This window comes from Sinobaca sp. H24, assembly GCF_023845525.1.
This window is the reverse complement of sequence record NZ_JALBWT010000004.1, coordinates 178,701-202,470: the sequence shown is the minus strand read 5'-3', so window position 1 is coordinate 202,470 and position 23,770 is coordinate 178,701. Positions and strand designations below refer to the sequence as shown.

Here is a 23,770-nt window from a genome sequence, read left to right as displayed (position 1 = left end):
GGAGTAAGAAAATATACCTGATTTATTTTTCAGGTGAGCCGTTTTTCAAGAAGGGAGGTGGCAAAGATGACTGCTCCTGAAAAAGAGAAAAAGGGTATCGTTCGTGATGAAATAAAAGAATATGAACTTGATATCGACCGCATGATTAACGAAGGCTTTGCCGGCGGACGCATTATCGATATAAAACGGAAGCGTCCAAAAGAAAACGCAGCAGGCGCTGAAGAATCATAAATAAAAAACCGGTCCTCTTTCTAGAGAACCGGTTTTGTCTGGGGGAAAAAAATGAAAGGCTGTATTTACGATATGCTTATGGCTCCGCTCGAACACAGCCGCTTTAGGCAGATACGCCGCGGGATGCTCGAATCTGTTAAAGGACATGTGCTTGATATCGGCTCTGGTACAGGTGCTTCGATACCTTACTATCAGCAGGCGGAAAGTGTCACCATGCTGGAGCCGGATGCCGCTAAAATCAGACGCATTTCCCGTAAGAGAAAGCATGGGGAACTCTACTGGGCAGAAGCTTCTGCTGAATGCATTCCTTTTCCTGATAATACGTTTGATGAAGCCGCCGCCTTTCTTGCGTTCTGCACAATCCCGGATCCCGTACTCGCTCTCAGCGAAACTGCTAGAGTCGTCAAACCAGGGGGGCGCGTACAGTTATTTGAGCATGTTCGAATGGATCATCACCCAAAGGCGGCGGCGCTCCAGGATTTTCTAACACCAGCCTGGCAGCTGGCCGCAGAGGGCTGTCAGCTGAACCGGCCGACCCGGCAGCTGGTGGAAGAAAGTCCGCTGCGCATCAATCAGGTTCGTTCATTATACGGCGGACTATTTCTCATTATAGAAGCTTATGTACCTTCTGGAGTCAGTCCCCTGAAGTAAGCTCCTCCACCTGAATATCAAGCTGTCTTTCCAGCGAAACTCCGTCATTAAACCAGAATTTCTCCAGTGGCACCATATATATCTGGTCGTTTTGATAAGCAGGCAGACTTTTCCAAATGGAACTCTCCATTAATTGTTCTGCTTCTTCCACGCCGCCTTCCTCATAGACAGTGACAAACATATGGTCCGCTGCATAGTCGGGCAGTGCTTCCAGAGAAAGCGCTGCGAACTGTTCGCCGGGATCCAGTACTTCCTCCTGAACGAGGTCAGGAGCAGGCAGACCCAGGGTTTCGTATAAATTATAGGAGCCGCGTCCCGGTGTGGTGTGGACGTATATTTCCTTCGCAGATAATTCATACACTCCCACGGTTTCGCCGGAATCAATAATATCATTGATTTGTTCCTGGGCGTCTTCGGCCTGCTGTTCGTAGGAAGCAATCCATTCATCTGCCTCTTCTTCACGACCAAGCATCTCACCGAAATATGCCACTTCTTCTTTTGCATCCATCTCCGCCCATGGTGCAGTAACCGTTGGAGCAATTTGTTCGAGCTGGCTGATAACATTTTCGTCTAAATATGTAGGGGCTACAATAAGATCCGGTTCCATTTCCAGGACCTTTTCCACGGAGGGATCTCCTACATCTTCCGCATCAGCCAGTTCCTCTCCCAGCTGTTCGGAATTGTTTTTTATTGTAGAATCCACGCCTATGGGCTCAATACCTAAAGCAAGAAGGTCGCCGGCGAATTGCAGCGCAATAACACGCTCCGGATCTGCCGGGATTTCCACTTCACCATTTTCAGCGGTAACGGTTCTCGTGTCACTGGATTCCTCAGCCTGTCCGGCTTCTCCGGTATCGCTGTTTTCCTCAGAGCCGCTGTTTCCGCAGGCGGAAAGAAAAAGCGCAAGACAGAAAAGAAAAACAGAAGCTGTCGTCCATTTTTTCAACATATACATACACATCCTTTATTGATATTGAAAATCATTATCATTTAAAACATAACAGGAATATTTTTGTTTGTCCAGATATAATAGAACGTTGACTTTAAGAGAATACAGCGGTATATTCAAAGAAATAATATGTTCGGCAAATGACAGCAGGGGGAGAGACCGGTTTAAGTATCCGGCACCGAAGGAGCAATTCGCCAAAAAAGCCTTGGCGGCTAAACTCTCAGGTAAACTGACCGCTGCTGGATGCAACTCTGGAGAGAGCCTGCGGGCCGCCAAAGGGGAGCTTCCTTGTTTGAAGCAAATCTCTCAGGTAAAAGGGACAGAGAAAAGGCAGAAGAAATTCTGGCTTTTCTCTGTCCCTTTTTTGCGCGGTGAAGCATTACTGGATAAGAGAAAATCCATCAATCCAATAAGGAGCGTGGGTTTAATGAGTTTTGACAGTTGTTTTGATATTATCGGACCAATTATGGTAGGACCGTCCAGTTCCCATACAGCGGGTGCGGTTTCGATTGGACGATTCGTTTATGAATGGCTGGGGAACGTACCGGAATGGGCAGAAATCACCTTATATGGTTCTTTTGCCGATACATTTCAAGGGCATGGTACTGATAAAGCGATTGTTGGCGGACTGCTGGGTATGGATGCTCGATCACACGGTATACGTGAGTCACAGAAAGAAGCAGAGGACATGAAAATGAATATTATACTAAATCCAATGACTGACGTGGGATGGGACGGTCATCCGAACACTGCTGTTATTAAAGCTCACTTATCTGGACAAACTGTAATAGTAGAAGGAGCTTCTATCGGCGGAGGGCTGTCAGAAATCCGCTCGCTCAATAATGAACCAGTACATATTGCAATCGCAGCCGATGCAGCATTAAAACTAATTGCAGCCGACTTTAAAAAAAGGAGGACAGATATTCATGATGAAAGAGCGAATGAAGGATATAGTTGAGGCAGCAGAGGCAGGAAGCAGTTCTATAGGAGAATGGATGCTTAACCGGGAAGTTATTCGGTCCGGCAGATCAGAGGAAGCAGTTCGTCTGCAGATGAAAGAACGGCTGCAGGTAATGAAGCAGGCTGTCCAAAAAGGAACAGCTAATACCTGTGAATCCGAAAGTGGTCTTTCGGGCGGTGATGCCTCCCGTATGAACGACTATGTTCAACAGGGCACACCGTTGTCCGGAACTTTAATCAGTGACGCTATGCTGTTTGCGATGGCTGTCTCAGAGAGCAATGCCCGCATGGAAGTGATCGTTGCTACGCCTACTGCAGGCTCAGCCGGTATACAAAGCCGAATACCCTGTGATGAAGTGATTGATACCGTGCATCGCATTGGAAGCAGCATGCCGTCTGCTTTAAAAGAAACTTCCAAAGGCGGACTTGCGGTAACCCCTGCCGGACAGAAAGCGTCAGCAGCGATGGCGGCCAGGCCTTGTTCTTTTTAACAGGGGATTAGAGAAATGCCTTCTTTTCTATGATATGATAACACCTATATGAGTTCGTTTTGCAAAGGAGGATGGCTATGGATCTGATTTTATGGTTATCAATTATTGGCGCCCTGCTCGTTGGCGTGTCGATGCACCGGATCGAGCGCAGCAAAAATGCAAAAAAACGGCATAAAAGCCGGGGGCGGATGCGCACCCGCAGAATCCGCTGATTACGAGATTTCCAAAATAAGCTGTTTTTTTCAGTAAAAAAGCCCGTTTCCTCTTAGTAGAGGAAGCGGGCTTTTTGAGGTAAGCAGTATTAGAACGTGACGTCTTGTCCGTAATAAGCAGCTTCGTATAATTTTTTCATCTCTGCTTCGGATGTTTCGCGGGGATTAGTGCCGGTACACGGATCACCGACAGCATTTTTCGCCATGTCCGCTACGTGAGAAGTAAACGTTTCTTCATCAAGTCCCCATTTTTGCAGGGTAGAAGGAATTTCCATCTGTACGTTCAAGTCGCGAACCCATTCGATCAACGAATCGGTCAGCTCTTCAGATGTCGTACCGTTCAGGCCGATGCGTTTTGCAATTACTGCAAAGCGGTCAGCTGAAACAGAACGGTTGAACTGCATCACGTACGGAAGATAGATCGCATTAGCAAGGCCGTGGGCGATGCCGAATGTTGGACCACTTTTGTGAGCCAGGCTGTGCGCGTTACCAAGAACAGCGTTGGCAAACGCCATACCGGCCATTGCCTGTGCATAGTGTACCTGTTCGCGGGCTTCTTTATTGCCGTCATACGAGCGGAGCAGGTCATTTTTCAAAATTTCTGCGCCTTCCAAAGCCAATGCATCGGTAAATACCGTGTGCGGCTTCGCTACATATGCTTCAATGCAGTGCGTTACGGCATCCATGCCTGTGTTGGCCGTTACGTCTTTTGGCATTTGATCTACCGTCATTGGATCAATGATCGCAATGTCCGGCGTTAGTTCAAAGTCAGCCATTGGATATTTGATATTTGTTTCCGCATCGGTTACAACAGACAGGTTGGAAATCTCAGAAGCACTTCCGCTTGTTGTTGGAATGCCAATAAATTTCGCTTTGCCGCGAAGACGTGGAAGTTCGAAAGGTTTTGTTGCATCTTCAAACGTCAGCTCCGGGTGCTCATAGAAGACCCACATTGCTTTGGCTGCGTCCATAACAGAGCCGCCGCCGATACCAATGACCCAGTCCGGCTGGAAGGATTCCAGAACGGAAGCACTTTCGCTGATTTTCTGCGTCGTTGGTTCATCGGATATACCTTCGATTACTTTTGTCTCAATCGATGCTTTAGCCAGTTTCTGCTCGATGGCGTCCAGCGTGCCGTTTTTCTTGGCAGAGCCGCCGCCGATAACGAGGATGGCTTTTTTGCCTTCAAGTGTTTCGAGTACGCCCAGTGCGTCTTCTCCGAAATAAATATCTCTTGGTATGGTAAATCTATTCATAGGTAAAACCTCCAGTTGATTGTTTGAAAAAGTGTGAGAGGTTCTTTACCCCGGGCACAAAATCAAGTATACTTCGTACCAGCAGATAATGTAAGTACCCACATTTACCGCACATAGTGATAAAAAGTATACTATTGGGCCATATCAGCCTGTAAAGGGGATAAAGAACATGAGTAGATTTGATGAAAGAGTGTACAACTGTGAAAAAGAACTAACTTTATCGATTATCGGCGGCAAATGGAAAATGCTGATAATCTGGCATCTGGGCAAAGAAGGCACCAAACGATTCGGTGAGCTGAAAGCCATGATTCCAGGTATTACGCAGCGCATGCTAGTCACCCAGCTCAGAGAACTCGAAGAAGACCAGATCGTGCACCGGGAAGTATATCCGGTCGTTCCGCCTAAAGTAGAGTATTCCCTCACGAGCCACGGTGAAACCTTAATTCCTATTTTGGATGTAATGTATGACTGGGGCAGAGGCTACATGACCGATGTACTCAAGATGGATGAAGAAACGATCCAGGCCCACGTAAAATAAACACAAATCCCGTCCGGCTACCGGGCGGGATTTTTTTATCTGCAGCCCCTTGATCCTCACGCTGCGTCAGACCTTATAGTAAAGATAGGAAGGAGGAAGAAAAGGATGCTCCAAATTAAGGAAGCGGCAGAAACTGCCGGAATCAGTGTGCGCACGCTTCACCATTATGATGACATCGGCCTGCTGGTGCCTTCGATGCGCACAGAATCAGGTTACCGGCTCTACAATGATGATGAGATGGACCGTCTCCAGCAGATTCTGCTTCTGCGGGATGCCGGAGTCCCGCTGGCCACTATTAAGACCATGCCCGCCTTAACGACAGAGGAACAGGTATCTATGCTTGCCGGTCATAAAGAAAGGCTGCGCGCCAGACAGCAGCAGATTGAGGAGATGATCGGCACGATTGACCGGACGATACGTCACCATAAAGGAGAGAAGACGATGAACAACCCAGATAAATTTAAAGGGTTTGATTTTTCAACCAACCCATATGAAAAAGAAGCACAGAAGCGCTGGGGCAGAGAAAAAGTTAACGCCGTTAATCGGAACGTCAATCATTGGAGCGAGAACGAACAGGAGCGATTTAACGACATCTACCGGAGCCTGGCAGAAGTGCGTCGGAAAGACCCGGGATCTGACGAGGTGCAGCAAAGAATCGGTCACTGGTACGACCTGCTGCAGACGATCGGGGAATATCCGCCGGAAGTGTTTATCAGCTTAGGCCGAATGTATACAGAGGACGAGCGTTTCACTAAAAACATTGATCAGTTTGGAGACGGCCTGGCTGTATTTATGCAAGAAGCGATGCGGATATACGGAAACGCCCGTCTTTCTTCTTAACCCGCCATCCATAGCGCACTGCTCTCTTTGGAGCGGCGCTTTTTTTCTGATAACGGGATGGATTTCGGCCCTTTAACACGCTATGATGATAAAGATAACGTTTTTAGTGTCAGGAGTGCATCGCTTTAACAGTAAAGGGATGTCCAGCTCCTTAGCAAGGGCTTGGACGTGTTCCCGCAGGAGCGGGCGGCCAGAAAACAGAGCTTGATTTCCGGCTTCTTTATTTAAAACATATTACGCTTTACGGTTCTGTGCTGGGAACAAGGGCCGAATTCAAACATCTGCTACACGCGGTCGCTGCCGGGAAAATAAAACCGGTGATCGACTGTACTTTTTCATTAGAAGAGGCGGGAAAAGCGCAGACGTATTTTAAAAAAGCCGGAAAACTAGGGAAAGTGGTTCTGCTTCCATAGACAGGATAGATTTCATTTCTTAAACGCGCTATGCTGATAGAGAGAAAAATAGAGAAACAGGATAGGAGATTTCCCATGTACAAATTAATAGCTATTGATATGGATGGAACGCTGCTGAACGATCAGCACGAGATTACACCGGAGGTGCGGGAGACGCTGCTCGAAGCCCGCTCCAAAGGGTCCCACATTGTTCTCTGCACCGGACGCCCGATTGGCGGCGTACACCGCTATTTGGATGAACTCGGGCTTACAGACGAGGGGGACTACGTTATTGCCTACAACGGGGCGCTCGTTCAGGACACGCATACCGGCCGCGTCGTAAACGAGCTGTCGCTGACTCACGAAAACCTTGAGGAGCTGTACGAAGTAAGCCGGGAGCTTGAGACGCCGATGCATTATTTTGATTCTAAGCAGGTCTATACACCTAATAAAGACATCAGCCGGTATACGATCCTGGAAGCTCACCTGACCCAACTTCCGCTCAGCTACCGAAAAGTAGAGGAAATGCCAAAAGGGACGCTTTTTCCAAAGGTTATGTTTATCCATGATCCGGAAAAATTGAGTGAGGTTATTGCAGCCGTGCCGGATTCGCTGAAACAGAAGTACACTATGGTACAGAGCGCGCCTTACTTTTTTGAAATTTTGCATCCGCAGGCAAGCAAAGGCAGTGCGGTACAGCAGCTGGCCGAAAGTCTTGACATTACCCGGGAGCAAGTCATGTGTATTGGGGATAACGGCAATGATCTGTCGATGATACAGTACGCCGGCTGCGGCGTGGCCATGGAAAATGCCATTCCTGTGATCAAGCAGCACGCGGACTATGAAACGCTCTCCAATAATGCACACGGCGTCGCGGATGCTATCCAAAAACTCGTACTCGCCAAACATCCATCGTCATAAAAGGAGGCGGTCGTATGGATATCCGCCATTTGAAATACTTTATTGAGGTTTCCCGTTTTCAAAGCTTCACGAAAGCCGCGGAACATTTATTTATCACACAGCCAACTATCAGCAAAATGATTAAAAACCTGGAGACCGACCTCGGTGCGGAGCTGTTTGACCGGTCGCACAAGCAGCTCGTGCTCACCGATGCCGGCCGGCTGATTCTCAGCCAGGCAGAAACGATCAACCGCGCCTTTGACAGCCTGCAGACCGAGCTTAACGACTTAATGGGACTGCAGAAGGGGCACATCCGCATCGGGCTGCCGCCGATTATGGATGCCGACCGGTTTATTAAAATTCTTGGAGAATTTCACCAGCTTTATCCCAACATTACGTTTCAGCTTCAGGAAAACGGTACCAAAAAGATCGAAGAGGATATCCGCGGGGATCTGCTTGATGTTGGGATTACCGTGCTTCCGACCAATACGGAGGAGTTTCATGCCTTTTCGTTTATGAGAGAAGATTTAAAAGTAGTTGTGCCTCCCGCTCATCCGCTTGCCTCGCGTAAACAGGTACGGATGGAGGAGCTCGAGCAGGAACAGCTGATATTGTTTAATAAAGATTTTGCCTTAAATGACCGGATTACCGATGCCTGCCGGGAAGCTGGATTTCTTCCAAAAGTAGTCTCCGAGAGCACGCAGTGGGACTTTATCGGTAAAATGATTGCCTCCCGTCTCGGTATCTCGATTCTGCCTCACAGTGTTTCCCAGCTGCTGCAGGAGGACTTATACACGATTAAAGTAGTCAAGCCGATGCTGGAGTGGGATCTTGCGATTATCTGGCGCAAACACAGCTACGTATCCTTTGCGACAAAAGAATGGCTCCGTTTTACCCAGGAGCGGTTAATGATGGAGACGCCCTCTACCTAGAAGGCGTCTTTTTTTTGCCGCTGTCAGGAGAGCGGGGGCGGATTCAGCAGGAATGAAAGCCATCTCATAGACAGTATCTATGCTGAACATAAGAAATATCCATTTTTCTTTTGCGGCCATTGGTTTTACACTGGTAGCAGACGCAGAGGAAAGAAGGGAACAATCGTTATGATGCACGCGAAACATCCGAGAGAAAGCCTGATTGTGAATACCGACCAGGTAATGATTAATGATTTAAATAACTACAACACCCTGTTTGGCGGTGTGTTAATGAAAAAACTGGATAACAATGCCACCCTGTCGGCAAGACGCCATGCCCGGGTGAAAGAATGCGTAACCGCCTCTACCGATTCGATTGATTTTCTGTATCCTATTACCCAATCGGATTCGGTCTGTGTAGAATCCTTTGTCTCTTACACTGGCAGCAAATCAATGGAAATATTCTGCAAGGTAATAGCCGAAGATATGATGACCGGTGAGCGCCGCATGGCAGCTACTGCCTTTTTAACGTTTGTAGCGCTGGATGAGCACAAAAAGCCGCTTCCGGTGCCGGAGATTCTGCCTGAGACAGAGGAAGAGACGTTTTTGTATGAATCCGGAAAGGAGCGTGCCGAACAGCGGCGTGTGCGCCGGATGCAGAGCAAGGAGCTTAACAATATTATTGCCCTGGAAAAACCATGGGAAAAAGGAGCGGTAACGTCATGATGCAATCGATGCCCGGCCTGCATGATATACAGCAGGCTAAAGAAGACTTAAACGAACTGAAGCAAAAGCACCCGGTCTTATATGAACAGTTTCATCATGTTGTCAGCCTCACCCGCCAGCTTCAGGTCCGCTACAGCTATCTCGGTGGACTGCTCACCGGACAGGCGGCTGATGAAGACGCACCGGCCTTTATGAAAGAGTCGGTTCTGGCTCTGTACATGGAAGAAGTACGTCAGCTGCAAATACGCAGCGACTTCCCGGAATTGTCAGCGCTTCTCAAGGCAAACGATCACGTCGGATGCTCGAAGCTGTCCTTGATGGTGATCGGCGCCCGGCCGGAAATGATTCAGGGATCCACGTTTATTAAATAACAGAAAACCGCCGCATTTGCGGCGGTTTTCTTTGTCGTTTATTTGTTTATTCGGTACCAGGCGCGGGCATTGTCTGCTAAAACCCGGGCGGCCTTTGTTTCACCGAGAGTATCGAGAATGATTTGTACGTCATTCGGGGTGAACCGTTTCGGCGCTCTCGTAGAGGGAAGATCCGTTCCAAACATAAGTGCCTGAGGATGCTCAGCGTCAAGGCGGGTTAAAACCTCTTCAATATCAAGCTCCGTACGGCTGAATCCTGTGGCTTTAACCCGGATACCTTTGGAAACGAGACGAAGCAGGTCGTTAAACCCACCCGACGTGAGGCCCAAATGATCTATGGAGACAGCGGGAAGTGTCTCGAGCAGAGAAGCATATTCCTGGAGGAGGCTGGAGGGAACGTAAAACTCCGCATGCCATCCGGCTGCTTCATACACCCGCCGTGCCAGTCTTTCCATCCTTTCCGGTGAAGCGGGAGCGCCCCGGTGCAGGTTAAAGCGGATCCCGCGCACGCCCATGGCGTCAAGTTCTCTGATTTCACTGTCGGATACGTCTGAAGGAAGCTGTGTTACCCCGACATATCCTTTACCCAGGCGGGACAGTGCCATCTTTAAATAGGTCTGATCAAAGCCCTGAAAGGAGGCGGACACGAGCGCACCGCCTCGAACGCTAAGACCGTTTATTTCATTCTTATAGTCTGTAATGGTATAGGCCTCAGGCAGATAGCCCTGGTTAACGGTGAGCGGATACTGCGGATCCACGATATGAAAATGTGCGTCAAAGCATTCCATTTATACAGGACTGAGCTCAATCGCCGACTGCAGGGCAGCCTGAAGACTCCTCGGATCGGCGATGTTTTTTCCGGCAATGTCAAAGGCTGTGCCGTGATCAACAGATGTGCGGATTACACCGTGATTCAATCCGACGGTAATATTAACACCGGCTTCGAGGCCGAGTACTTTTACCGGAGCGTGTCCCTGATCGTGATAGCAGGCGACCACAATGTCAAAGTCCCCGCGGACCGCCCGGTAAAAGAGCGTATCCGCCGGCGACGGTCCTACGACATCCATACCCTGCTGCTTTGCTTTTTCAATGGCGGGTACCAGCTTTTCTTCTTCTTCCCCCTGGCCGAAGAGGCCGTTTTCCCCGGCGTGGGGATTAATGCCGCATACCGCAATCCGCGGATGAGAGATGCCTGCTTTGGTGAGCGTTTCATGGGCTAAAGAGAGCACTTTAAAGGTCCGCTCCGGCGTAATGGCATCAATCGCATCACGCAGACCGAGGTGGGTGGTCAGGTGAATCACTTTTAAATTGGGCGCGGAGAGCATCATGGAGTAGTCTTTTGTGCCGGTAAGACCCGCCAGAATTTCCGTATGCCCGGGATACTTATAGCCGGCACCCTGCATGGCTTCTTTATTTAACGGCGCCGTGCAGATACTGTCTATTTCCTGGTTAACCGCAAGCGCTACGGCTTTTTCCACATAAAGATAGGCGTGCTTTCCAGCCTCATAGGAGAGCTCTCCAAACGCCAGCCCCTCCGGAAGTTCTCCTACCTGCAGGCAGTCGATAAGGCCCGGCGTAAATCCGGCATCTGCGACAGACGAGATGGTCGCCGTTTTGACAGACAGGCCGCAGAGACCGGCTGCCTGATTCAAACGTGCGGTATCCCCAATGACGAAAGGACGGCAGCGGGTGTAGAGCGTTTCATCCTGCAGAGCCTTGACGATAATTTCCGGGCCGACGCCGGCTGCATCGCCCATTGTAATAGCGATAATTGGTTTGTTCATTCATTTGTACCTCCTTGAAAAAAATGTAGAGCCTGTATGAGTGAATCTTCGTTTCCGAACCCTCCTGCTTTGGTCATAACGAGAGGACGAAAAGTGCCTCTTAACCGGCCGATCGGGATGCCTGGCTCCCATTCTCCGTAAAGCTCCAATGAATCGCTGCCAAAGGAGTTGCAGACGGCTGAAGCGATGTCACCGCCGGTAAGAAACAGGGCGTCATACGATATTCTTTCATAAATACGACTGACAATGTATCCCATTTGTTCTGCCATGTAAAGAGAGGCTTCCTGCAAACTGATCCCGGCAGCGGCTGCGTGGGTTTCGACCGCCTGCACTGCTGCCTGGCCCGACTCCAGATACAAGAGGGAGTAGGACGGCTGCTGATGGACGATCTGTTCGATTACTTTTTCTATTTCCGTCTCCCGGGTTTTCTGGTCGAAGAACAAGGAAGGAGATAACGAGAGCGGGACAATGTCCGGCTCCGTCATTAGCAGCTGCCGCTGCTTTCGGCTTATGTCCGAACGGCTCCCGACGACAAACAGCGCCGACCGGGGAGACGAATCTTTTAACAAACTGCTGTACACCGGATTCTGCTTCGTTTGGACCAGCTCGGGAAAAAGATAGAATGCGGCCCCTGCCGATCCGGCAAAAAGAATGGAAAAACCGGAGTCCTGGAGCTGTTCCATCCCTTTTTGCAGGTCTGCTTCGGTACAGCTGTCAAACGAAAGAAACGCGGTGCCCTTATTCTGCTCCCGGGTTAGAATAGCTGCCAGGTCGTTCCCGTACAGCGTATCGTCATCCAGATGAACCGCACGGCGTTTACTGTCAGCTTCAATTATTTCCACTACGTTTGACGTAACGGCTGTTTCTCCTGCAAATGTCGTATAGCCTGCTTCTTGAAGCGGAATATCATTTACATACAGCTTCCCTTCCTTTATGATCCGGTGTTTGGCAGGGTAGGAAGGATTCACCACAATAAAATCCGGCTGAAACGAATCAAACACGGCATCGAGTTCTGCCCCGACCGCTCCCCGGAGAGTAGAATCGATTTTTTTATAGACTACTTTTGGTGCACAGGCAGCAAGAGCATCGGATACGCTGCGTACTCTATTATACGCCTGTTCGCCGTAAAAGGGCCGGGAGTCGGTATTTACAATCAACACCTGTTCCCGGAGCAGGGAATCCGACAGACGGCCGGTTAAAGCGACAGCAGGCGTATAGCCGTGCCGGGCGCACTGGACGCCCGCATCATTTGCGCCGGTTACATCATCGGCAATAATACATAGTTCCACTGCAAACACCTCGCTGTTAGTTGGTTTCGTCTTTCCCGCCGGTTTCAAAATCCTCGCGCGTGCCGATCACACCGCGTTTGCGCTGGTAACGGTCGATGAGGATAACGGCTACTGGACAAAGGATTGCTGTAACAATAACCGAAATGGAAATCTGGGCGGTTGCCAGGCTTACCAGGTTCTGATAGGCATCTGCATCGGCCTGGCTCATGGCTCCGCCGGCCGCAGAGGTTGCCGCCGCGGCTGCGATGGCAGCTGGAGTTCCAACGGCATTACCAGCGGTAGAAGCTTCGGCGACCGGGGCAATATAGCTTCTTTCTTTAAACAGCTTAAATACGAGAATGCCGCCAAGACCGGTAAGAATCGTTGTCATCAGGCCAAGGGCGATACCGGCGCCTACTACTTCCGGATTAAAGAAAAGAGCAAAGTTCATGCCGGCTCCAAGTGCAAAAGCAAAGAACGGTACAGGAAGAATTTCTCCGGGTCTTAAGAAGGAGCGGATATCTTCATCCAGGTTACCGAGGATCATACCGATTGCAATCGGCAGAAGCACAGCCAGGAACGTCGCAAACGGGAAAGTGGCCCCAAGCAGGCCGAGCGACATCATGGTAAAGAACGGTCCGTCGTTGATAGACAATACAGCAACGCCGCCCACATCGGAACGGTTTCCATATTGGCTTGTAAGGGCTGCATACATGCCGCCGTTGCCGTTCGTCATCGCAGCAATAATCGCGACGGTAGAAAGGCCGAGAATACCGTTCATCGGGTCAAAGAAGAAGCCGAAAGCAAGGCCGATTAACAGGCCGACCACATATTTACTGGAGGTCAGAAGCACTCCTTTTTTCAACGCTTTCCCACCGATTTTTAAATTCATCTGGGAACCGGCGCAAAAGAGAAACAATGCAATAAGGACGAGTGCCCCGTCTTTAAACAGCTCCTGGGAGAAGCCGCCGATTCGGAGAAATTCATAGGTGCCTTCCTCGGTTTCCGGAGCGCCGATAAACTGGAGAAATTGTACGATAAATCCTAACTGCAGCTGATCAATCGTATTTAAAAAGGCCCCGAGCATTAAAGGCACAACCATTAATCCTCCTGGTACTTTCTCAACCGTTTTCTTAATTCGCATGCTTGTTCCTCCTCTTTTTAGTAAACGCTTACAAATGTGCTTAAATAATTGACAAGGATGTACAGCTGACGATTCCTTGTCTGGGGACCCTGCTTTTCATTACTGGGCCGGCACGAATTGACAAACGCTTTCATAAACTTATAATGATTGTTACAGCCGCCATTTAAAAATGCAACACTATAGCAATTATTGTTTAAATATGAAACACTTTTTAAAAGGAGATGGAAATGATAGTAAAAATTGGCATATTAGCTCCATACAGAGGATTGGAACATGTCGTTTTGGATCAGGCCGCTCAAATCGATGGGATTGAAATAGAGGTAAGCGTCACCCGGGAAGTCGATGCGCTGCGGCAGGCAGCCCTGCTCGAGGAGCGCGGAGTGGATGTACTGGTCAGCCGGGGCCTGACCGCAGAGACGATTAAAGGAAGCGTATCGGTGCCGTTGATCGAAATTGAGGTGTCCGGCTTTGATATTCTGCGGACGCTGCTTCTTGTGAAAGGCACAAAAGAGCAGGCTCGGGTGATTGGATTCCCGAGTGTCTGCAGCGGGGTCAGCGAAGTCTCCAAGCTGCTGGCATTTTCGATCCCCTACACGCAGGTGAATACGACAGCGGAAACAGAGCGTGCGGTTCAGGCAGCCTGGGAGGCCGGCACGTCCTTAATTATCGGCGACGCGGTTACGATGAGCTTTGCGGAGAAATTCGGACTCAAGGGAATTATGATCACGTCCGGGAAAGAGTCGGTCGCCCAGGCTATTCAACAGGCCAGGCAGATCGGGCATGTTCTTTTAAAAAAAAACAGGAAACGGCGGCCTATCAATCGATGATGCACACGTTATCCGACGGCGTGATTTTATTTGAGAAAACGGGCAAAGTCCGCTATATGAATCCGGCTTTTGCCAATATGTTCAAAGAACAGGAATACATCCAGGATCTCGAGCCTCCCATCAATCAGTTGCTGCTGCAGTCTATCGGAAAACCGTTTATACAGGAGAAAACAGAAGCGCAGGGGCGGCAGATTATTATTGAGGGCACGAGCCTCGACGTGCAGGAACAACCCCATTACCTTGTGAAATGCATCGAAGAGAGCCGTTATGCCCTCGACCGGGACGGCCTGTCCGTGCAGCCATTTCGAACGGAAATGATTTCTTTTACCCAGCTGAGCGAGACCGATCCCAGCTTAAAGAAAATAATTGAGTACTGCAAACACGAAGCAGACGCTTCTACGTTTTTACTGATCGGGGCACCCGGCACTGGAAAAAAATCACTGGCCTATGCGATGCATCAGCACAGGCACAGTTATTCCCATGATATCTGGCGCGTTACGCTAAAAAGCTCCATCCATGCGCAGACGCTCACGCAGCTGGAGAAACTGCTTTCGGCTTCCAAAGGAACCTATTACATTAAGGGCTGGGAAACCCTGGCTGCGTCAGAGAGGGATCATCTTTGGGAAGCGGCCTCCCGAGCAAGCGCCCTGATTTTCTTTGTCAGTGAACAAAGGCCCGGGGCGGATGTGCCTATTTTTCTAAAAAGCGTAACGCTGCCGCCGTTGAAAGAACGCATCGACCACCTTGAAGACTATGCGAGGCTGTTTATTTCCCTCTCCAACGTTAAATACGGCAAACAGGTGGTGGGAATTGGCAGCAGGCTGCTTGCCTATTGGAAAAAACAGGTGTGGGAACATAATCTCTCGGAGCTTTCCGATGCTATTGAGCGGGCGGTCGCTAATTCAACGGCCGTTTATCTGGAAAAAGAGGATACGGTTTCCGTGCAGCGAAATGGAATAGAAGAAACCATCGATTTATCCAGGTCGTTAAAGGAAATGGAACTCGACATTATTATGCGGGTCGTTAAGCAGGAGAACTATAATCAGAGCACGGCGGCTAAACGGCTGGGGATTAATCGTTCCACGCTTTGGCGGAGACTGAAGGAAGCAGAGGCCGAATAAACGGAGGGAGGCCCGGGAAATGAAAAACCAGGAAGAAATGATTACCCTTCTTTTTAAAAAAGCGCAGGTAGACCCGGCAGTAAAAGCCGCCTGCCTGAATGGATCGAGAGTCAATCCGAATAGAAGGCAGGACCTGCTTCAGGATTTTGACCTCGTGTATTTGGTCGACGATCTGGATCCATTTATCAGGCAGCGGGAGTGGCTGCAGGAATTTGGGGATCTGTTAATCATGCATGCCGCCAAAGGAGCATGGCGCAGTGAAGTTCTTTATGCGATGGACTATCTCGCTGTTATGCGGGAGATGCTTCTTAGAATGACTACCTGGTACGCCGGCGCCTCGCACTCTTTTCCTATTAATATCGGGAAAAGCTATAAACATCTTCCGCTATACGTCAGCGGCGATATCTGGAAGCGTCTGAAGGGCACTTTTCCAAAAGCAGCCGTTGTCCCGATATGGGAGGCTGTGTTTCACATGAGTGATTTATTTTTAGACATAACGCTTCATACAGCTAATCTGCTGGAGATGGAAGCCTCCGCTGAGGAGGCGCAAAACGTGTATCGGTATCTGCAGCACCTTCATCAACTTCCACAGGATACCAGTAAATGGAATCTGCATCTCTATTGGTTTTCGTCAAAACCAATTAGGGTACAAAAGATAGAAGAGGGGTTATAAGTGCCCCGCTTTTTTACCAGAATTATTGTCCGAATATTCTATAATCAAGGGGGACGAAAAAAATGGGAAAAAACGTGACGCAGAAACTACTTGGGGACCATCTTTTATCCGGTGAGATGAAGGCAGGGGAAGAAATCGGATTAAAAATAGACCAGACACTCACCCAGGACGCTACCGGCACACTTGTTATGCTGGAACTGGAAGCGATGGGAATTGACCGCGTTAAAACAGAGGTCTCCGCCCAGTATGTGGATCATAACCTGATCCAGGAAGATTACAAAAATCCGGATGACCATCTATTTCTCCAAAGTGCTGCCCAGCGATTTGGTATTTATTACAGCAAGCCGGGCAACGGGGTAAGCCACCCCGTTCATATGCAGCGGCTCGGCAAGCCCGGAAAAACACTGCTTGGTTCAGACAGCCACACTTGTGCGGCCGGGTCTCTGGGTATGTTTGCTATGGGAGCGGGCGGTATTGAAGTCGCCATGGCGGCCGCCGGCGAGCCGATATACGTAAAAATGCCGAAAGTATGGGGCGTGAAGCTTACCGGGAAGCTCCCGGAATGGGTAAGTGCAAAAGATATTATCCTGGAGCTGCTGCGTCGCCACGGCGTAAAGGGCGGAGTTGGAAAAGTAATTGAATACTACGGGCCCGCTCTTGCGGATCTAACCGCCATGGACCGGCACGTCATTGCAAACATGGGAGCAGAACTCGGCGCCACGACCTCTGTGTTTCCATCCGATGAGCAGGTTCGTCATTTCCTGGAAATGGAGGAACGGGGAGAAGACTGGATAGAGCTGTCAGCGGATGAGGACGCCTCTTATGAGGAGCATGAAGAAATCAACTTATCCGAGCTGGAACCGATGATTGCCAGACCGTCAAGTCCCGGCAATGTAGTGACTGTTCGTGAGGCGGCCGGGGAGCCAATTTACCAGTCGTATATCGGCTCCTCGGCAAATCCGGGCTACAGGGACTTTGCGATTGTGGCGCAGATGATGAAAGGGCGGTCAATTGCGCCCGGCGTCTCGCTCGATATTAACCCGTCTTCCAGAGAAACACTTTCTGACTTAATTAACACCGGCAACCTCTCCCATTTAATTGATGCAGGCGCCAGACTTCATCAGGCAGGCTGTAATGGCTGTATCGGCATGGGGCAGGCGCCGGCTTCGGGAAAGAACAGCCTGCGCACTGTGCCCAGAAATTTTCCGGGCCGCTCCGGAACGCTGGATGACAGCGTATTTCTATGCAGTCCGGAAACAGCGGCTGCCTCAGCGCTTACCGGAAAAATCACCGATCCAAGAGAGCTTGATATGGAATACCCACAGATAGATATTCCAAAGCCTGCGATTAACAACGAACTGTTGATGCATCCGTACCCTTTTGAAGAAGCTAAAGAGATCCGCTTATCCAAAGGGCCGAATATTGAAGCTATTCCGGAATTTGATGCCCTCCCGGATGAACTGGAGGTCACCGTAGGCTTTAAGACGGGTGACGATGTCTCGACTGATGAAATACTCGCAGGCGGCGGCCGGGTACTGCCATTTCGAAGCAATCTGCCGGAAATCAGCAAATTCACCTTTGAAAAGCTGGACGAATCCTACTATAAGCGGGCCATGGAATCCAGAGACCAGGGTGGTCATGCTGTAATAGGCGGAAGCAACTACGGTCAGGGATCAAGCCGGGAACATGCGGCTCTGGCGCCGAGATACCTGGGACTACGCGCTGCGATCGTAAAGGATTTTGCCCGGATTCACTGGCAGAACCTTGTCAATTTCGGCGTTCTTCCGCTTACATTTGTAAACGAGTCTGATTATGATCTGATTGAACAGGACGACGTGATTGTCTTCAAAGACATCCGCCGTTCGCTGCAGGAATCTTCCGTTCTTACAGCAGAAATCAAAGGAAAATCCACGATAGAAGTAGAGCATGCTATGTCCGGCAGGCAGATTGAAATTATGCTCGAAGGCGGCATGATCAACTGGATTAAAAAAGGCGAAACCCAGCATTAACGTGACTGACACCCGTCCGGGCTGAACATCCCGGGCCGGTGTCTTTTTTTGTAATAAAGCCAGACATCAGGAAAAAACATGGAAACAAAAACAGGAATCCAACCCGCGTATGCCGAACTATTAGCTATACAGACAGCCATAGAACGACAGTTCAGCGGCGGTGTTACTGTACAGTTTTTTGAAAGCGCTTTAATTATAATTTTCTACACAGGAGGCCTGCAATGAAACAAGTTAAAGCAGACATGTCAGGAAGCATCTGGAAAATCACTACTACAGTCGGCGAAGAAGTAGTTACGGGACAGGAAATCGCCATATTGGAGTCTATGAAAATGGAAATACCGATGGAGTCTACCGCAAGCGGCAAGGTGCATATGATTCACAAAAAAGAAGGCGACTTTGTAGAAGAAGGCGATATTATTCTCGAGCTTGAATAAAGCAGCCGGAGGAGGAATGATAGAATGCCGGAACCAGTGAACCGGGTGATCGATCCAAACGGGACGGCAACTATAACGCTGCAGCGCCCCGAAGCTGCCAATGCCTTATCCATCGAGCTTCTGTATGCACTTACCGCAATAATGGACGAGCTGGCCGATCATCCGGACGTGCGCTGTGTGGTACTCACCGGTAAAGGCGATAAAGCGTTTTGTGCCGGAGCGGATCTGAAAGAAAGGGCGCAGATGACGCCTGCGGAAACAAAAGACGTGGTGGCGCTTATCGGGTCGGTGGTCGCCCGTCTGGCAGGAATGCCGCAGCCGACGCTTGCGGTGATGAACGGAAGCGCCTTTGGCGGCGGTCTTGAGCTTGCTCTTGCCTGTGACATCCGGATAGCGGCCGATCACATTAAAACCGGCCTGACCGAAACCTCCCTCGGCATTATTCCAGGAGCGGGCGGCACCCAGAGACTGCCGCGTGCCATCGGAATGGCCCGGGCAAAAGAACTTATTTTTACCGCTGAAAAGATAAGTGCAGCGGACGCATTAGCAATCGGGCTCGTCGAACATGTCGTGCCCGCTGCCGAACTGGCAGAAAAAACGGCAGAAATGTCAGAGCGAATCTGCCGGAATGCACCAATAGCGGTAAAACAGGCAAAAGCCGCAATGAACGCTGGAGCTGATACCGACCTGCCATCCGGCCTAAAAATGGAACAGGAGGCGTATCATGCCACGCTTTGGACCGAAGACCGCCGGGAGGGGCTGAACGCTTTTCGGGAAAAGCGATCTCCTGTTTACAAAGGCAGGTAGCTGCTCTGTCAGCAGGCTGAAGAATAAGGTGCTTTATAGAAAGGAGGGATTCTGATGAACTTTGAGTTAACAGGGGAGCAGAAGATGGTGGCCGCTCTAGCCGCGATTTTGCCACGGAAGTGATTGCCCCCCGTGCGGAGGCAGTAGATGTTCAGGCGGCCTTTCCAGTAGAGACGTTTTTAGAAATGGGAAAACTCGGTTTAATGGGTATCCCTTTTCCAGAAGAATACGGTGGATCTGGAGGGGATACCATTTCCTATACGCTTGCCGTTGAGGAAATAGGCAAGGCCTGCGGAAGTACAGGGCTCGGCTATGCAGCAGCCGTATCGCTCGGAGCGGCTCCGATTTATTACTACGGTACGGAACAGCAGAAGCAGGACTACCTGGTTCCGCTCGCCAAAGGAGAGACACTTGGGGCGTTCGGGCTGACCGAACCAAACGCCGGTTCCGATGCAGGCGGTACTAGAACGACTGCGGTACTGGAAAATGGAGAATACCGGATTAACGGGGAAAAGTGCTGGATCACCAACGCACAATATGCGCGCACGATCATTGTTACTGCGGTTACAGGAAAAGATGAACGCGGGCGGAATATTATCTCCGCTATTATCGTGCCGCCGGACACAAATGGATTTACGATTTCGAGTCCCTACAACAAAATGGGGGTCCGCGGCTCCAATACGTGTGAGCTGATACTAGATGATGTCAGAGTGCCTGCAGGCAACCTGCTTGGTGATCCGGCGAAAGGTTTTAAGCAGTTTCTGCATACGCTGGATGGGGGCCGTATTTCGATCGCAGCCCTCGCTGTCGGTATCGCCCGGGGCGCTTTTGAAAAGGCCCTGCAGTATTCTCACGAACGCAGACAGTTTGGGGCAGAAATTTCGTCGTTTCAGGCGATTCAGTTTAAATTAGCGGATATGGCGATGGAGATTGAGCTGGCCCAGAATATGGTTCGTAAAGCCGCCTGGCTGAAAGATCATAACAAGCCATTTACGAAAGAAGCAGCCTACGCCAAACTGTTTTCGTCCGAAATGGCGTCCAGAACGTGCAACCAGGCGCTGCAGATTCACGGCGGCTACGGCTACATGAGAGAATACGGTATTGAACGCATGCTTCGGGATACGAAGCTGATGGAGATTGGCGAAGGAACTTCAGAAATCCAGCGGCTTGTTATTGCCCGGCAGCTGGGGTGCTGAGGACCGGAGAAAAGGAGGCAGTCATGAAAAGATGGCACCAGCAAAAAGAACAAAAAATTGAAAAGGGTGGCCGGGAAAAGTACCATACCGCCAATACCGATAAAGGCAAACTGTTTGTCAGAGAGCGGCTGGCCCTGCTGTTAGACGACGGACAGCAGTTAGAAGACGGAAAATTTGCCAACTACGAGTCGGAGTCTCTGCCGGCTGATGGGGTGATAACGGGAACAGGGAAAATAAACGGCCGCGATGTTTGTTTTATGGCTAATGACTCAACGGTCAAAGCAGGTTCTTGGGGAGCCAGGACGGTTGAAAAAATCATCCGTATCCAGGAAACAGCGGATCGGCTGCGTCTGCCGATGCTGTACTTAGTAGATTCCGCCGGCGCGCGGATTACCGATCAGCTCGAGATGTTTCCGGGCAGAAGAGGAGCGGGACGAATATTTTACAACCAGGTGAAGCTATCCGGGAAAGTGCCTCAGGTATGCCTATTGTTCGGGCCGTCGGCTGCGGGTGGTGCATATATTCCAGCTTTCTGTGATCTAGTTATTATGGTAAAAGGAAACGCATCGATGTATCTCGGGTCGCCGCGGATGGCAGAGATGGTCATAGGAGAAAAAGTGAGCCTCGAAGAAATGGGTGGAGCGGAGATGCACTGCTCGGTGTCCGGATGCGGGGACGTGCTGGCCGCTGATGAAAAGGAGGCAATCGCTCAGGCCAGGGACTATCTGACCTATTTTCCGTCTTATTACGGCTCTACGCCACCTGACCCTCCTGCCGGGAGGGAGCCGGCGGTGAAGGAGTCGATCGAGGCGATGATCCCAGCGAACCAAAATGCACCCTTTAATATGTATGATCTGCTGGAGCGCCTGGTAGACAAAGATTCGATGTTTGATGTGAAAAAAATGTTTGCGCCCGAGCTTATTACCGTGCTTGCCCGTATTGACGGAAAAACAGTAGGAATTGTAGCCAACCAGCCTAAAGTAAAAGGCGGGGTGCTGTTTCAGGATTCAGCAGACAAAGCCGCTAAATTTATCGCGCTCTGCGACGCCTTTGGAATACCGCTTTTATTCCTGGCTGATATTCCCGGCTTCATGATCGGCAGCAAAGTCGAGCGGGCTGGTATTATCCGCCACGGTGCAAAAATGATTGCTGCCATGGCTGAAGCGACGGTTCCTAAAATATCCGTTATTGTGCGTAAAGCCTATGGAGCGGGGCTGTATGCGATGGCCGGCCCTGCCTTTGATCCGGACTGCTGCCTGGCATTTCCGCAGGCACAGATCGCTGTGATGGGACCGGAAGCCGCCGTTAATGCGGTGTATGCCAATAAAATACAGGAACTTGCCGAAGAAGACCGCCCGGCTTTTTTAAAGGAAAAAAGAGAAGAATACAAGCAGAACATCGATATTTACCGGTTGGCGTCCGACCTCGTAGTTGATGCGGTAATTGAGCCGGATACACTTAGAGACGAACTCATTTCCAGGTTCAGCGTGTACCAGGCTAAACAAACAACCTTCACCGACCGCAAACACGGGGTATATCCAGTGTGAAATGGGTATTCATTAGATAAAGGTGGTGAGCAGTATGGAGATTGTTTATTTTTCAGCCGGAAGGTCTATTTTGGAAGTGAAAAAAGAACAGCAGGAATGGACATTACATGAAAAAATAACGCCGAATACATTTTTATGCCTGGCCGCAGACCCGAATCGGCCGGGGCTGCTGTATGGAGGGACATTTAACGACGGACTCTGGGTCAGCCGTGACAGCGGTGATACATGGCATCCTGCCGGTGCCGGAATCACGCATAAACGGATAATGAGCGTTGCGGTCAGTCCGATAGAGGTTAAAAACGACATGAGTGTGGTATGGGCCGGTACAGAACCAAGTGGCTTGTTTCGTTCTGAAGATGGCGGAAACACATGGACAGATTGTCCTTCTCTGCTGGATCTACCGTCCAGGCCGAGCTGGAGTTTTCCGCCGCGTCCGCATACACATCATGTCCGCTGGATTCAGACGGACCATCATAATGAAAATCGAATTTTTGTTGGAATCGAGCTCGGGGGCGTTATGAAAAGTGAAGATAAAGGGGCACATTGGGAGGACAGGAAACCGAACTCCCAGTATGACTGTCACTCTATGGCTGTTCATCCGCGCGTGTCTGGACGGGTATATGAAGCGGCGGGCGGGGGATATGCAGAAAGTTTCGATGGAGGAACAACGTGGCAGACGGTAAATGAAGGGCTGAGGCCGTATAATTATCTGATTAGTGTGGCTGTAGATCCGGCAGATGCAGACACGGTCGTTGCGTCTGCGTCCAAAAGCCCGTATGAAGCATACAATCCCGAGAGAGCCAATACGATTGTAGTGCGGCGGAAAAATGGCGGGCCCTGGGCCCGGGCGCATGAAGGACTGCCGGATGCGGACGGTTCCGCTCATTTTGCGCTGGCTTCACATGTATCGAGGCCGGGCGTCTTTTACGCAGTAAATAATCTTGGGATGTTTATATCCTATGATGCCGGCCAGACATGGAACAAGATTTCAATCGAATGGCCGGAACATGTAAAAACAAAAAGGATTCCCGGATTTACAATGATAGCCGGGCACAATGAAAAACATGAGTAAAGAAGCAGCATAATGAAAAAAATACTGTGTAATCGAATGAAATAAACACGCAGTAAACAGACGCGATAGGCGGTACAAAAAGCCGGACAATATCCACATGTTCGTTTTACTTTTATTCTAGTTTACATAATATATATTATCGGAAGTTATATAAAAAGCTTTCATTCTCGTATCATTAGTTAAGTAAACTACTATTAATGAGACGAAGCGTAAAAAAAACATGATTCATGAACTTATTGTATTATATATGGAGTCGCTGTGTGCATATGCGCATTTTTCATTATTTCTTTTGGTACAGCACGTTCTGAATCATTTATTACTTGTTTTCTTGTAGTCTTCCTTTTCATGAGGGATTTACCGCAGTGATTTTAGTCTGTAGTTATCTTTTTATAACTGCCAGTTTATCCATTTCGTTTAGACGTTTATTTGTACTGTAGACTTTTCTGATTCTAATTAATTT

General features: G+C 49.7%; 25 protein-coding genes, 2 pseudogenes and 1 riboswitch. Of the genes and pseudogenes, 21 read left to right on the top strand and 6 right to left on the bottom strand.

From position 1 onward, the window contains the following. The first annotated feature begins 66 nt into the window (after positions 1-66). Both MMY81_RS08295 and MMY81_RS08290 read left to right on the top strand, forming a co-directional pair. Positions 67-231 carry a hypothetical protein gene (locus MMY81_RS08295; protein ID WP_252312445.1) on the top strand — a complete coding sequence of 55 codons (165 nt, stop codon included), beginning with the start codon at positions 67-69 and terminating at the stop codon, positions 229-231. A 51-nt stretch (positions 232-282) separates the two neighbouring features. Continuing rightward, positions 283-882, top strand: a complete 600-nt coding sequence (locus tag MMY81_RS08290; protein ID WP_252312444.1) for a class I SAM-dependent methyltransferase — start codon at positions 283-285, stop codon at positions 880-882. Here MMY81_RS08290 and MMY81_RS08285 read toward each other — a convergent pair. Beyond that, positions 866-1,831: an iron-hydroxamate ABC transporter substrate-binding protein gene (locus tag MMY81_RS08285; RefSeq protein ID WP_252312443.1), complete on the bottom strand. Its 966-nt coding sequence runs from the start codon at positions 1,829-1,831 to the stop codon at positions 866-868. The two genes, MMY81_RS08290 and MMY81_RS08285, sit on opposite strands and share 17 nt — an antisense overlap. A gap of 140 nt (positions 1,832-1,971) precedes the next feature. Further along, a riboswitch (glycine riboswitch) is annotated at positions 1,972-2,077 on the top strand. A 181-nt stretch (positions 2,078-2,258) separates the two neighbouring features. On the opposite strand from MMY81_RS08285, the gene MMY81_RS08280 reads away from it, so the two are divergent. The 3 genes from MMY81_RS08280 (at position 2,259) to MMY81_RS33305 (ending at position 3,494) form a co-directional block, all read left to right on the top strand. Next, positions 2,259-2,789 (top strand): serine dehydratase beta chain, encoded by a 531-nt coding sequence (locus MMY81_RS08280; RefSeq protein WP_252312442.1) that lies wholly within the window; start codon positions 2,259-2,261, stop codon positions 2,787-2,789. Next, a complete protein-coding gene (locus MMY81_RS08275) occupies positions 2,758-3,282 on the top strand; it encodes an L-serine ammonia-lyase, iron-sulfur-dependent, subunit alpha (protein ID WP_374561536.1) in 525 nt (174 codons plus the stop codon). The genes MMY81_RS08280 and MMY81_RS08275 overlap by 32 nt, the downstream gene beginning before the upstream one ends. Before the next feature lie 77 nt (positions 3,283-3,359). After that, entirely contained in the window at positions 3,360-3,494 is a 135-nt protein-coding gene (locus MMY81_RS33305) for a hypothetical protein (protein WP_256497873.1), read from the top strand. Positions 3,495-3,583: 89 nt separating this feature from the next. Here MMY81_RS33305 and MMY81_RS08270 read toward each other — a convergent pair whose 3' ends face one another. After that, positions 3,584-4,750, bottom strand: coding sequence for an iron-containing alcohol dehydrogenase (locus tag MMY81_RS08270; protein ID WP_252312441.1), 1,167 nt, complete (start codon positions 4,748-4,750; stop codon positions 3,584-3,586). A gap of 169 nt (positions 4,751-4,919) precedes the next feature. On the opposite strand from MMY81_RS08270, the gene hxlR reads away from it, so the two are divergent. The 7 genes and pseudogenes from hxlR (at position 4,920) to MMY81_RS08235 (ending at position 9,428) form a co-directional block, all read left to right on the top strand. Next, a complete protein-coding gene (gene hxlR, locus MMY81_RS08265; RefSeq protein ID WP_252312440.1) occupies positions 4,920-5,288 on the top strand; it encodes a transcriptional activator HxlR in 369 nt (122 codons plus the stop codon). Positions 5,289-5,393: 105 nt separating this feature from the next. Next, on the top strand, positions 5,394-6,128 hold the full coding sequence (locus MMY81_RS08260; protein ID WP_252312438.1) for a MerR family transcriptional regulator: 735 nt from the start codon (positions 5,394-5,396) through the stop codon (positions 6,126-6,128). 170 nt (positions 6,129-6,298) lie between these two features. After that, positions 6,299-6,541: pseudogene (locus MMY81_RS08255) on the top strand (zinc-binding dehydrogenase); the annotation flags it as partial. A 75-nt stretch (positions 6,542-6,616) separates the two neighbouring features. After that, entirely contained in the window at positions 6,617-7,441 is an 825-nt protein-coding gene (gene yidA / locus MMY81_RS08250) for a sugar-phosphatase (protein WP_252312437.1), read from the top strand. 14 nt (positions 7,442-7,455) lie between these two features. Further along, on the top strand, positions 7,456-8,352 hold the full coding sequence (gene cidR, locus MMY81_RS08245; protein ID WP_252312436.1) for a cidABC operon transcriptional activator CidR: 897 nt from the start codon (positions 7,456-7,458) through the stop codon (positions 8,350-8,352). Positions 8,353-8,520: 168 nt separating this feature from the next. Further along, a complete protein-coding gene (locus tag MMY81_RS08240; protein ID WP_252312435.1) occupies positions 8,521-9,057 on the top strand; it encodes an acyl-CoA thioesterase in 537 nt (178 codons plus the stop codon). Continuing rightward, complete coding sequence (locus MMY81_RS08235) at positions 9,054-9,428, top strand: hypothetical protein (protein ID WP_252312434.1); 375 nt, start codon at positions 9,054-9,056, stop codon at positions 9,426-9,428. The genes MMY81_RS08240 and MMY81_RS08235 overlap by 4 nt, the downstream gene beginning before the upstream one ends. 38 nt (positions 9,429-9,466) lie before the next feature. Here MMY81_RS08235 and MMY81_RS08230 read toward each other — a convergent pair whose 3' ends face one another. From MMY81_RS08230 to MMY81_RS08215, 4 genes are read right to left on the bottom strand one after another with little or no spacing between them, the layout of a single operon-like run. Continuing rightward, positions 9,467-10,216: an amidohydrolase family protein gene (locus tag MMY81_RS08230; protein ID WP_252312432.1), complete on the bottom strand. Its 750-nt coding sequence runs from the start codon at positions 10,214-10,216 to the stop codon at positions 9,467-9,469. Next, complete coding sequence (gene pdxA / locus MMY81_RS08225) at positions 10,217-11,212, bottom strand: 4-hydroxythreonine-4-phosphate dehydrogenase PdxA (protein ID WP_252312431.1); 996 nt, start codon at positions 11,210-11,212, stop codon at positions 10,217-10,219. Further along, on the bottom strand, positions 11,209-12,501 hold the full coding sequence (locus MMY81_RS08220; RefSeq protein WP_252312430.1) for a four-carbon acid sugar kinase family protein: 1,293 nt from the start codon (positions 12,499-12,501) through the stop codon (positions 11,209-11,211). The genes pdxA and MMY81_RS08220 overlap by 4 nt, the downstream gene beginning before the upstream one ends. Before the next feature lie 16 nt (positions 12,502-12,517). Continuing rightward, on the bottom strand, positions 12,518-13,624 hold the full coding sequence (locus MMY81_RS08215; RefSeq protein ID WP_252312429.1) for a 2-keto-3-deoxygluconate permease: 1,107 nt from the start codon (positions 13,622-13,624) through the stop codon (positions 12,518-12,520). A 227-nt stretch (positions 13,625-13,851) separates the two neighbouring features. Here MMY81_RS08215 and MMY81_RS08210 point away from each other — a divergent pair, with 227 nt between their 5' ends. The 9 genes and pseudogenes from MMY81_RS08210 to MMY81_RS08170 all read left to right on the top strand — a co-directional run bounded on the left by MMY81_RS08210 (position 13,852) and on the right by MMY81_RS08170 (position 23,310). Beyond that, positions 13,852-14,451 (top strand): PrpR N-terminal domain-containing protein, encoded by a 600-nt coding sequence (locus tag MMY81_RS08210; RefSeq protein WP_252312428.1) that lies wholly within the window; start codon positions 13,852-13,854, stop codon positions 14,449-14,451. Continuing rightward, entirely contained in the window at positions 14,448-15,572 is a 1,125-nt protein-coding gene (locus tag MMY81_RS08205) for a helix-turn-helix domain-containing protein (RefSeq protein WP_252312427.1), read from the top strand. Before MMY81_RS08210 ends, MMY81_RS08205 begins: the two co-directional genes overlap by 4 nt. A gap of 19 nt (positions 15,573-15,591) precedes the next feature. Continuing rightward, positions 15,592-16,245, top strand: coding sequence for an aminoglycoside 6-adenylyltransferase (locus MMY81_RS08200; protein WP_252312425.1), 654 nt, complete (start codon positions 15,592-15,594; stop codon positions 16,243-16,245). Positions 16,246-16,307: 62 nt separating this feature from the next. After that, positions 16,308-18,254: an aconitate hydratase gene (locus MMY81_RS08195; RefSeq protein WP_252312424.1), complete on the top strand. Its 1,947-nt coding sequence runs from the start codon at positions 16,308-16,310 to the stop codon at positions 18,252-18,254. 221 nt (positions 18,255-18,475) lie between these two features. Beyond that, positions 18,476-18,688 (top strand): acetyl-CoA carboxylase biotin carboxyl carrier protein subunit, encoded by a 213-nt coding sequence (locus tag MMY81_RS08190; protein ID WP_252312422.1) that lies wholly within the window; start codon positions 18,476-18,478, stop codon positions 18,686-18,688. 24 nt (positions 18,689-18,712) lie between these two features. After that, a complete protein-coding gene (locus tag MMY81_RS08185; RefSeq protein WP_252312421.1) occupies positions 18,713-19,495 on the top strand; it encodes an enoyl-CoA hydratase in 783 nt (260 codons plus the stop codon). A 54-nt stretch (positions 19,496-19,549) separates the two neighbouring features. Beyond that, positions 19,550-20,691: pseudogene (locus MMY81_RS08180) on the top strand (acyl-CoA dehydrogenase family protein). Positions 20,692-20,714: 23 nt separating this feature from the next. Further along, on the top strand, positions 20,715-22,238 hold the full coding sequence (locus tag MMY81_RS08175; RefSeq protein ID WP_252312420.1) for an acyl-CoA carboxylase subunit beta: 1,524 nt from the start codon (positions 20,715-20,717) through the stop codon (positions 22,236-22,238). 34 nt (positions 22,239-22,272) lie between these two features. Continuing rightward, the gene (locus tag MMY81_RS08170; RefSeq protein ID WP_252312418.1) at positions 22,273-23,310 is read left to right on the top strand and encodes a WD40/YVTN/BNR-like repeat-containing protein; all 1,038 of its coding nucleotides are present in this window, start codon (positions 22,273-22,275) and stop codon (positions 23,308-23,310) included. The last annotated feature ends 460 nt before the right edge of the window (positions 23,311-23,770 follow it).

Excerpts from the sequence above, each read along its gene's own strand:
- MMY81_RS08195 (WP_252312424.1), top strand. The coding sequence starts at position 16,308 with ATGGGAAAAAACGTGACGCAGAAACTACTTGGGGACCATCTTTTATCC.
- MMY81_RS08170 (WP_252312418.1), top strand. The coding sequence starts at position 22,273 with ATGGAGATTGTTTATTTTTCAGCCGGAAGGTCTATTTTGGAAGTGAAA.
- MMY81_RS08295 (WP_252312445.1), top strand. The coding sequence starts at position 67 with ATGACTGCTCCTGAAAAAGAGAAAAAGGGTATCGTTCGTGATGAAATA.
- MMY81_RS08285 (WP_252312443.1), bottom strand. The coding sequence starts at position 1,831 with ATGTTGAAAAAATGGACGACAGCTTCTGTTTTTCTTTTCTGTCTTGCG.
- yidA (WP_252312437.1), top strand. The coding sequence starts at position 6,617 with ATGTACAAATTAATAGCTATTGATATGGATGGAACGCTGCTGAACGAT.
- pdxA (WP_252312431.1), bottom strand. The coding sequence starts at position 11,212 with ATGAACAAACCAATTATCGCTATTACAATGGGCGATGCAGCCGGCGTC.
- MMY81_RS08290 (WP_252312444.1), top strand. The coding sequence starts at position 283 with ATGAAAGGCTGTATTTACGATATGCTTATGGCTCCGCTCGAACACAGC.
- MMY81_RS08260 (WP_252312438.1), top strand. The coding sequence starts at position 5,394 with ATGCTCCAAATTAAGGAAGCGGCAGAAACTGCCGGAATCAGTGTGCGC.
- MMY81_RS08270 (WP_252312441.1), bottom strand. The coding sequence starts at position 4,750 with ATGAATAGATTTACCATACCAAGAGATATTTATTTCGGAGAAGACGCA.
- MMY81_RS08275 (WP_374561536.1), top strand. The coding sequence starts at position 2,758 with ATGATGAAAGAGCGAATGAAGGATATAGTTGAGGCAGCAGAGGCAGGA.
- MMY81_RS08240 (WP_252312435.1), top strand. The coding sequence starts at position 8,521 with ATGATGCACGCGAAACATCCGAGAGAAAGCCTGATTGTGAATACCGAC.
- MMY81_RS08280 (WP_252312442.1), top strand. The coding sequence starts at position 2,259 with ATGAGTTTTGACAGTTGTTTTGATATTATCGGACCAATTATGGTAGGA.
- MMY81_RS08215 (WP_252312429.1), bottom strand. The coding sequence starts at position 13,624 with ATGCGAATTAAGAAAACGGTTGAGAAAGTACCAGGAGGATTAATGGTT.
- MMY81_RS08235 (WP_252312434.1), top strand. The coding sequence starts at position 9,054 with ATGATGCAATCGATGCCCGGCCTGCATGATATACAGCAGGCTAAAGAA.
- cidR (WP_252312436.1), top strand. The coding sequence starts at position 7,456 with ATGGATATCCGCCATTTGAAATACTTTATTGAGGTTTCCCGTTTTCAA.
- MMY81_RS08210 (WP_252312428.1), top strand. The coding sequence starts at position 13,852 with ATGATAGTAAAAATTGGCATATTAGCTCCATACAGAGGATTGGAACAT.
- MMY81_RS08175 (WP_252312420.1), top strand. The coding sequence starts at position 20,715 with ATGAAAAGATGGCACCAGCAAAAAGAACAAAAAATTGAAAAGGGTGGC.
- hxlR (WP_252312440.1), top strand. The coding sequence starts at position 4,920 with ATGAGTAGATTTGATGAAAGAGTGTACAACTGTGAAAAAGAACTAACT.
- MMY81_RS33305 (WP_256497873.1), top strand. The coding sequence starts at position 3,360 with ATGGATCTGATTTTATGGTTATCAATTATTGGCGCCCTGCTCGTTGGC.
- MMY81_RS08230 (WP_252312432.1), bottom strand. The coding sequence starts at position 10,216 with ATGGAATGCTTTGACGCACATTTTCATATCGTGGATCCGCAGTATCCG.
- MMY81_RS08200 (WP_252312425.1), top strand. The coding sequence starts at position 15,592 with ATGAAAAACCAGGAAGAAATGATTACCCTTCTTTTTAAAAAAGCGCAG.
- MMY81_RS08205 (WP_252312427.1), top strand. The coding sequence starts at position 14,448 with ATGATGCACACGTTATCCGACGGCGTGATTTTATTTGAGAAAACGGGC.
- MMY81_RS08185 (WP_252312421.1), top strand. The coding sequence starts at position 18,713 with ATGCCGGAACCAGTGAACCGGGTGATCGATCCAAACGGGACGGCAACT.
- MMY81_RS08190 (WP_252312422.1), top strand. The coding sequence starts at position 18,476 with ATGAAACAAGTTAAAGCAGACATGTCAGGAAGCATCTGGAAAATCACT.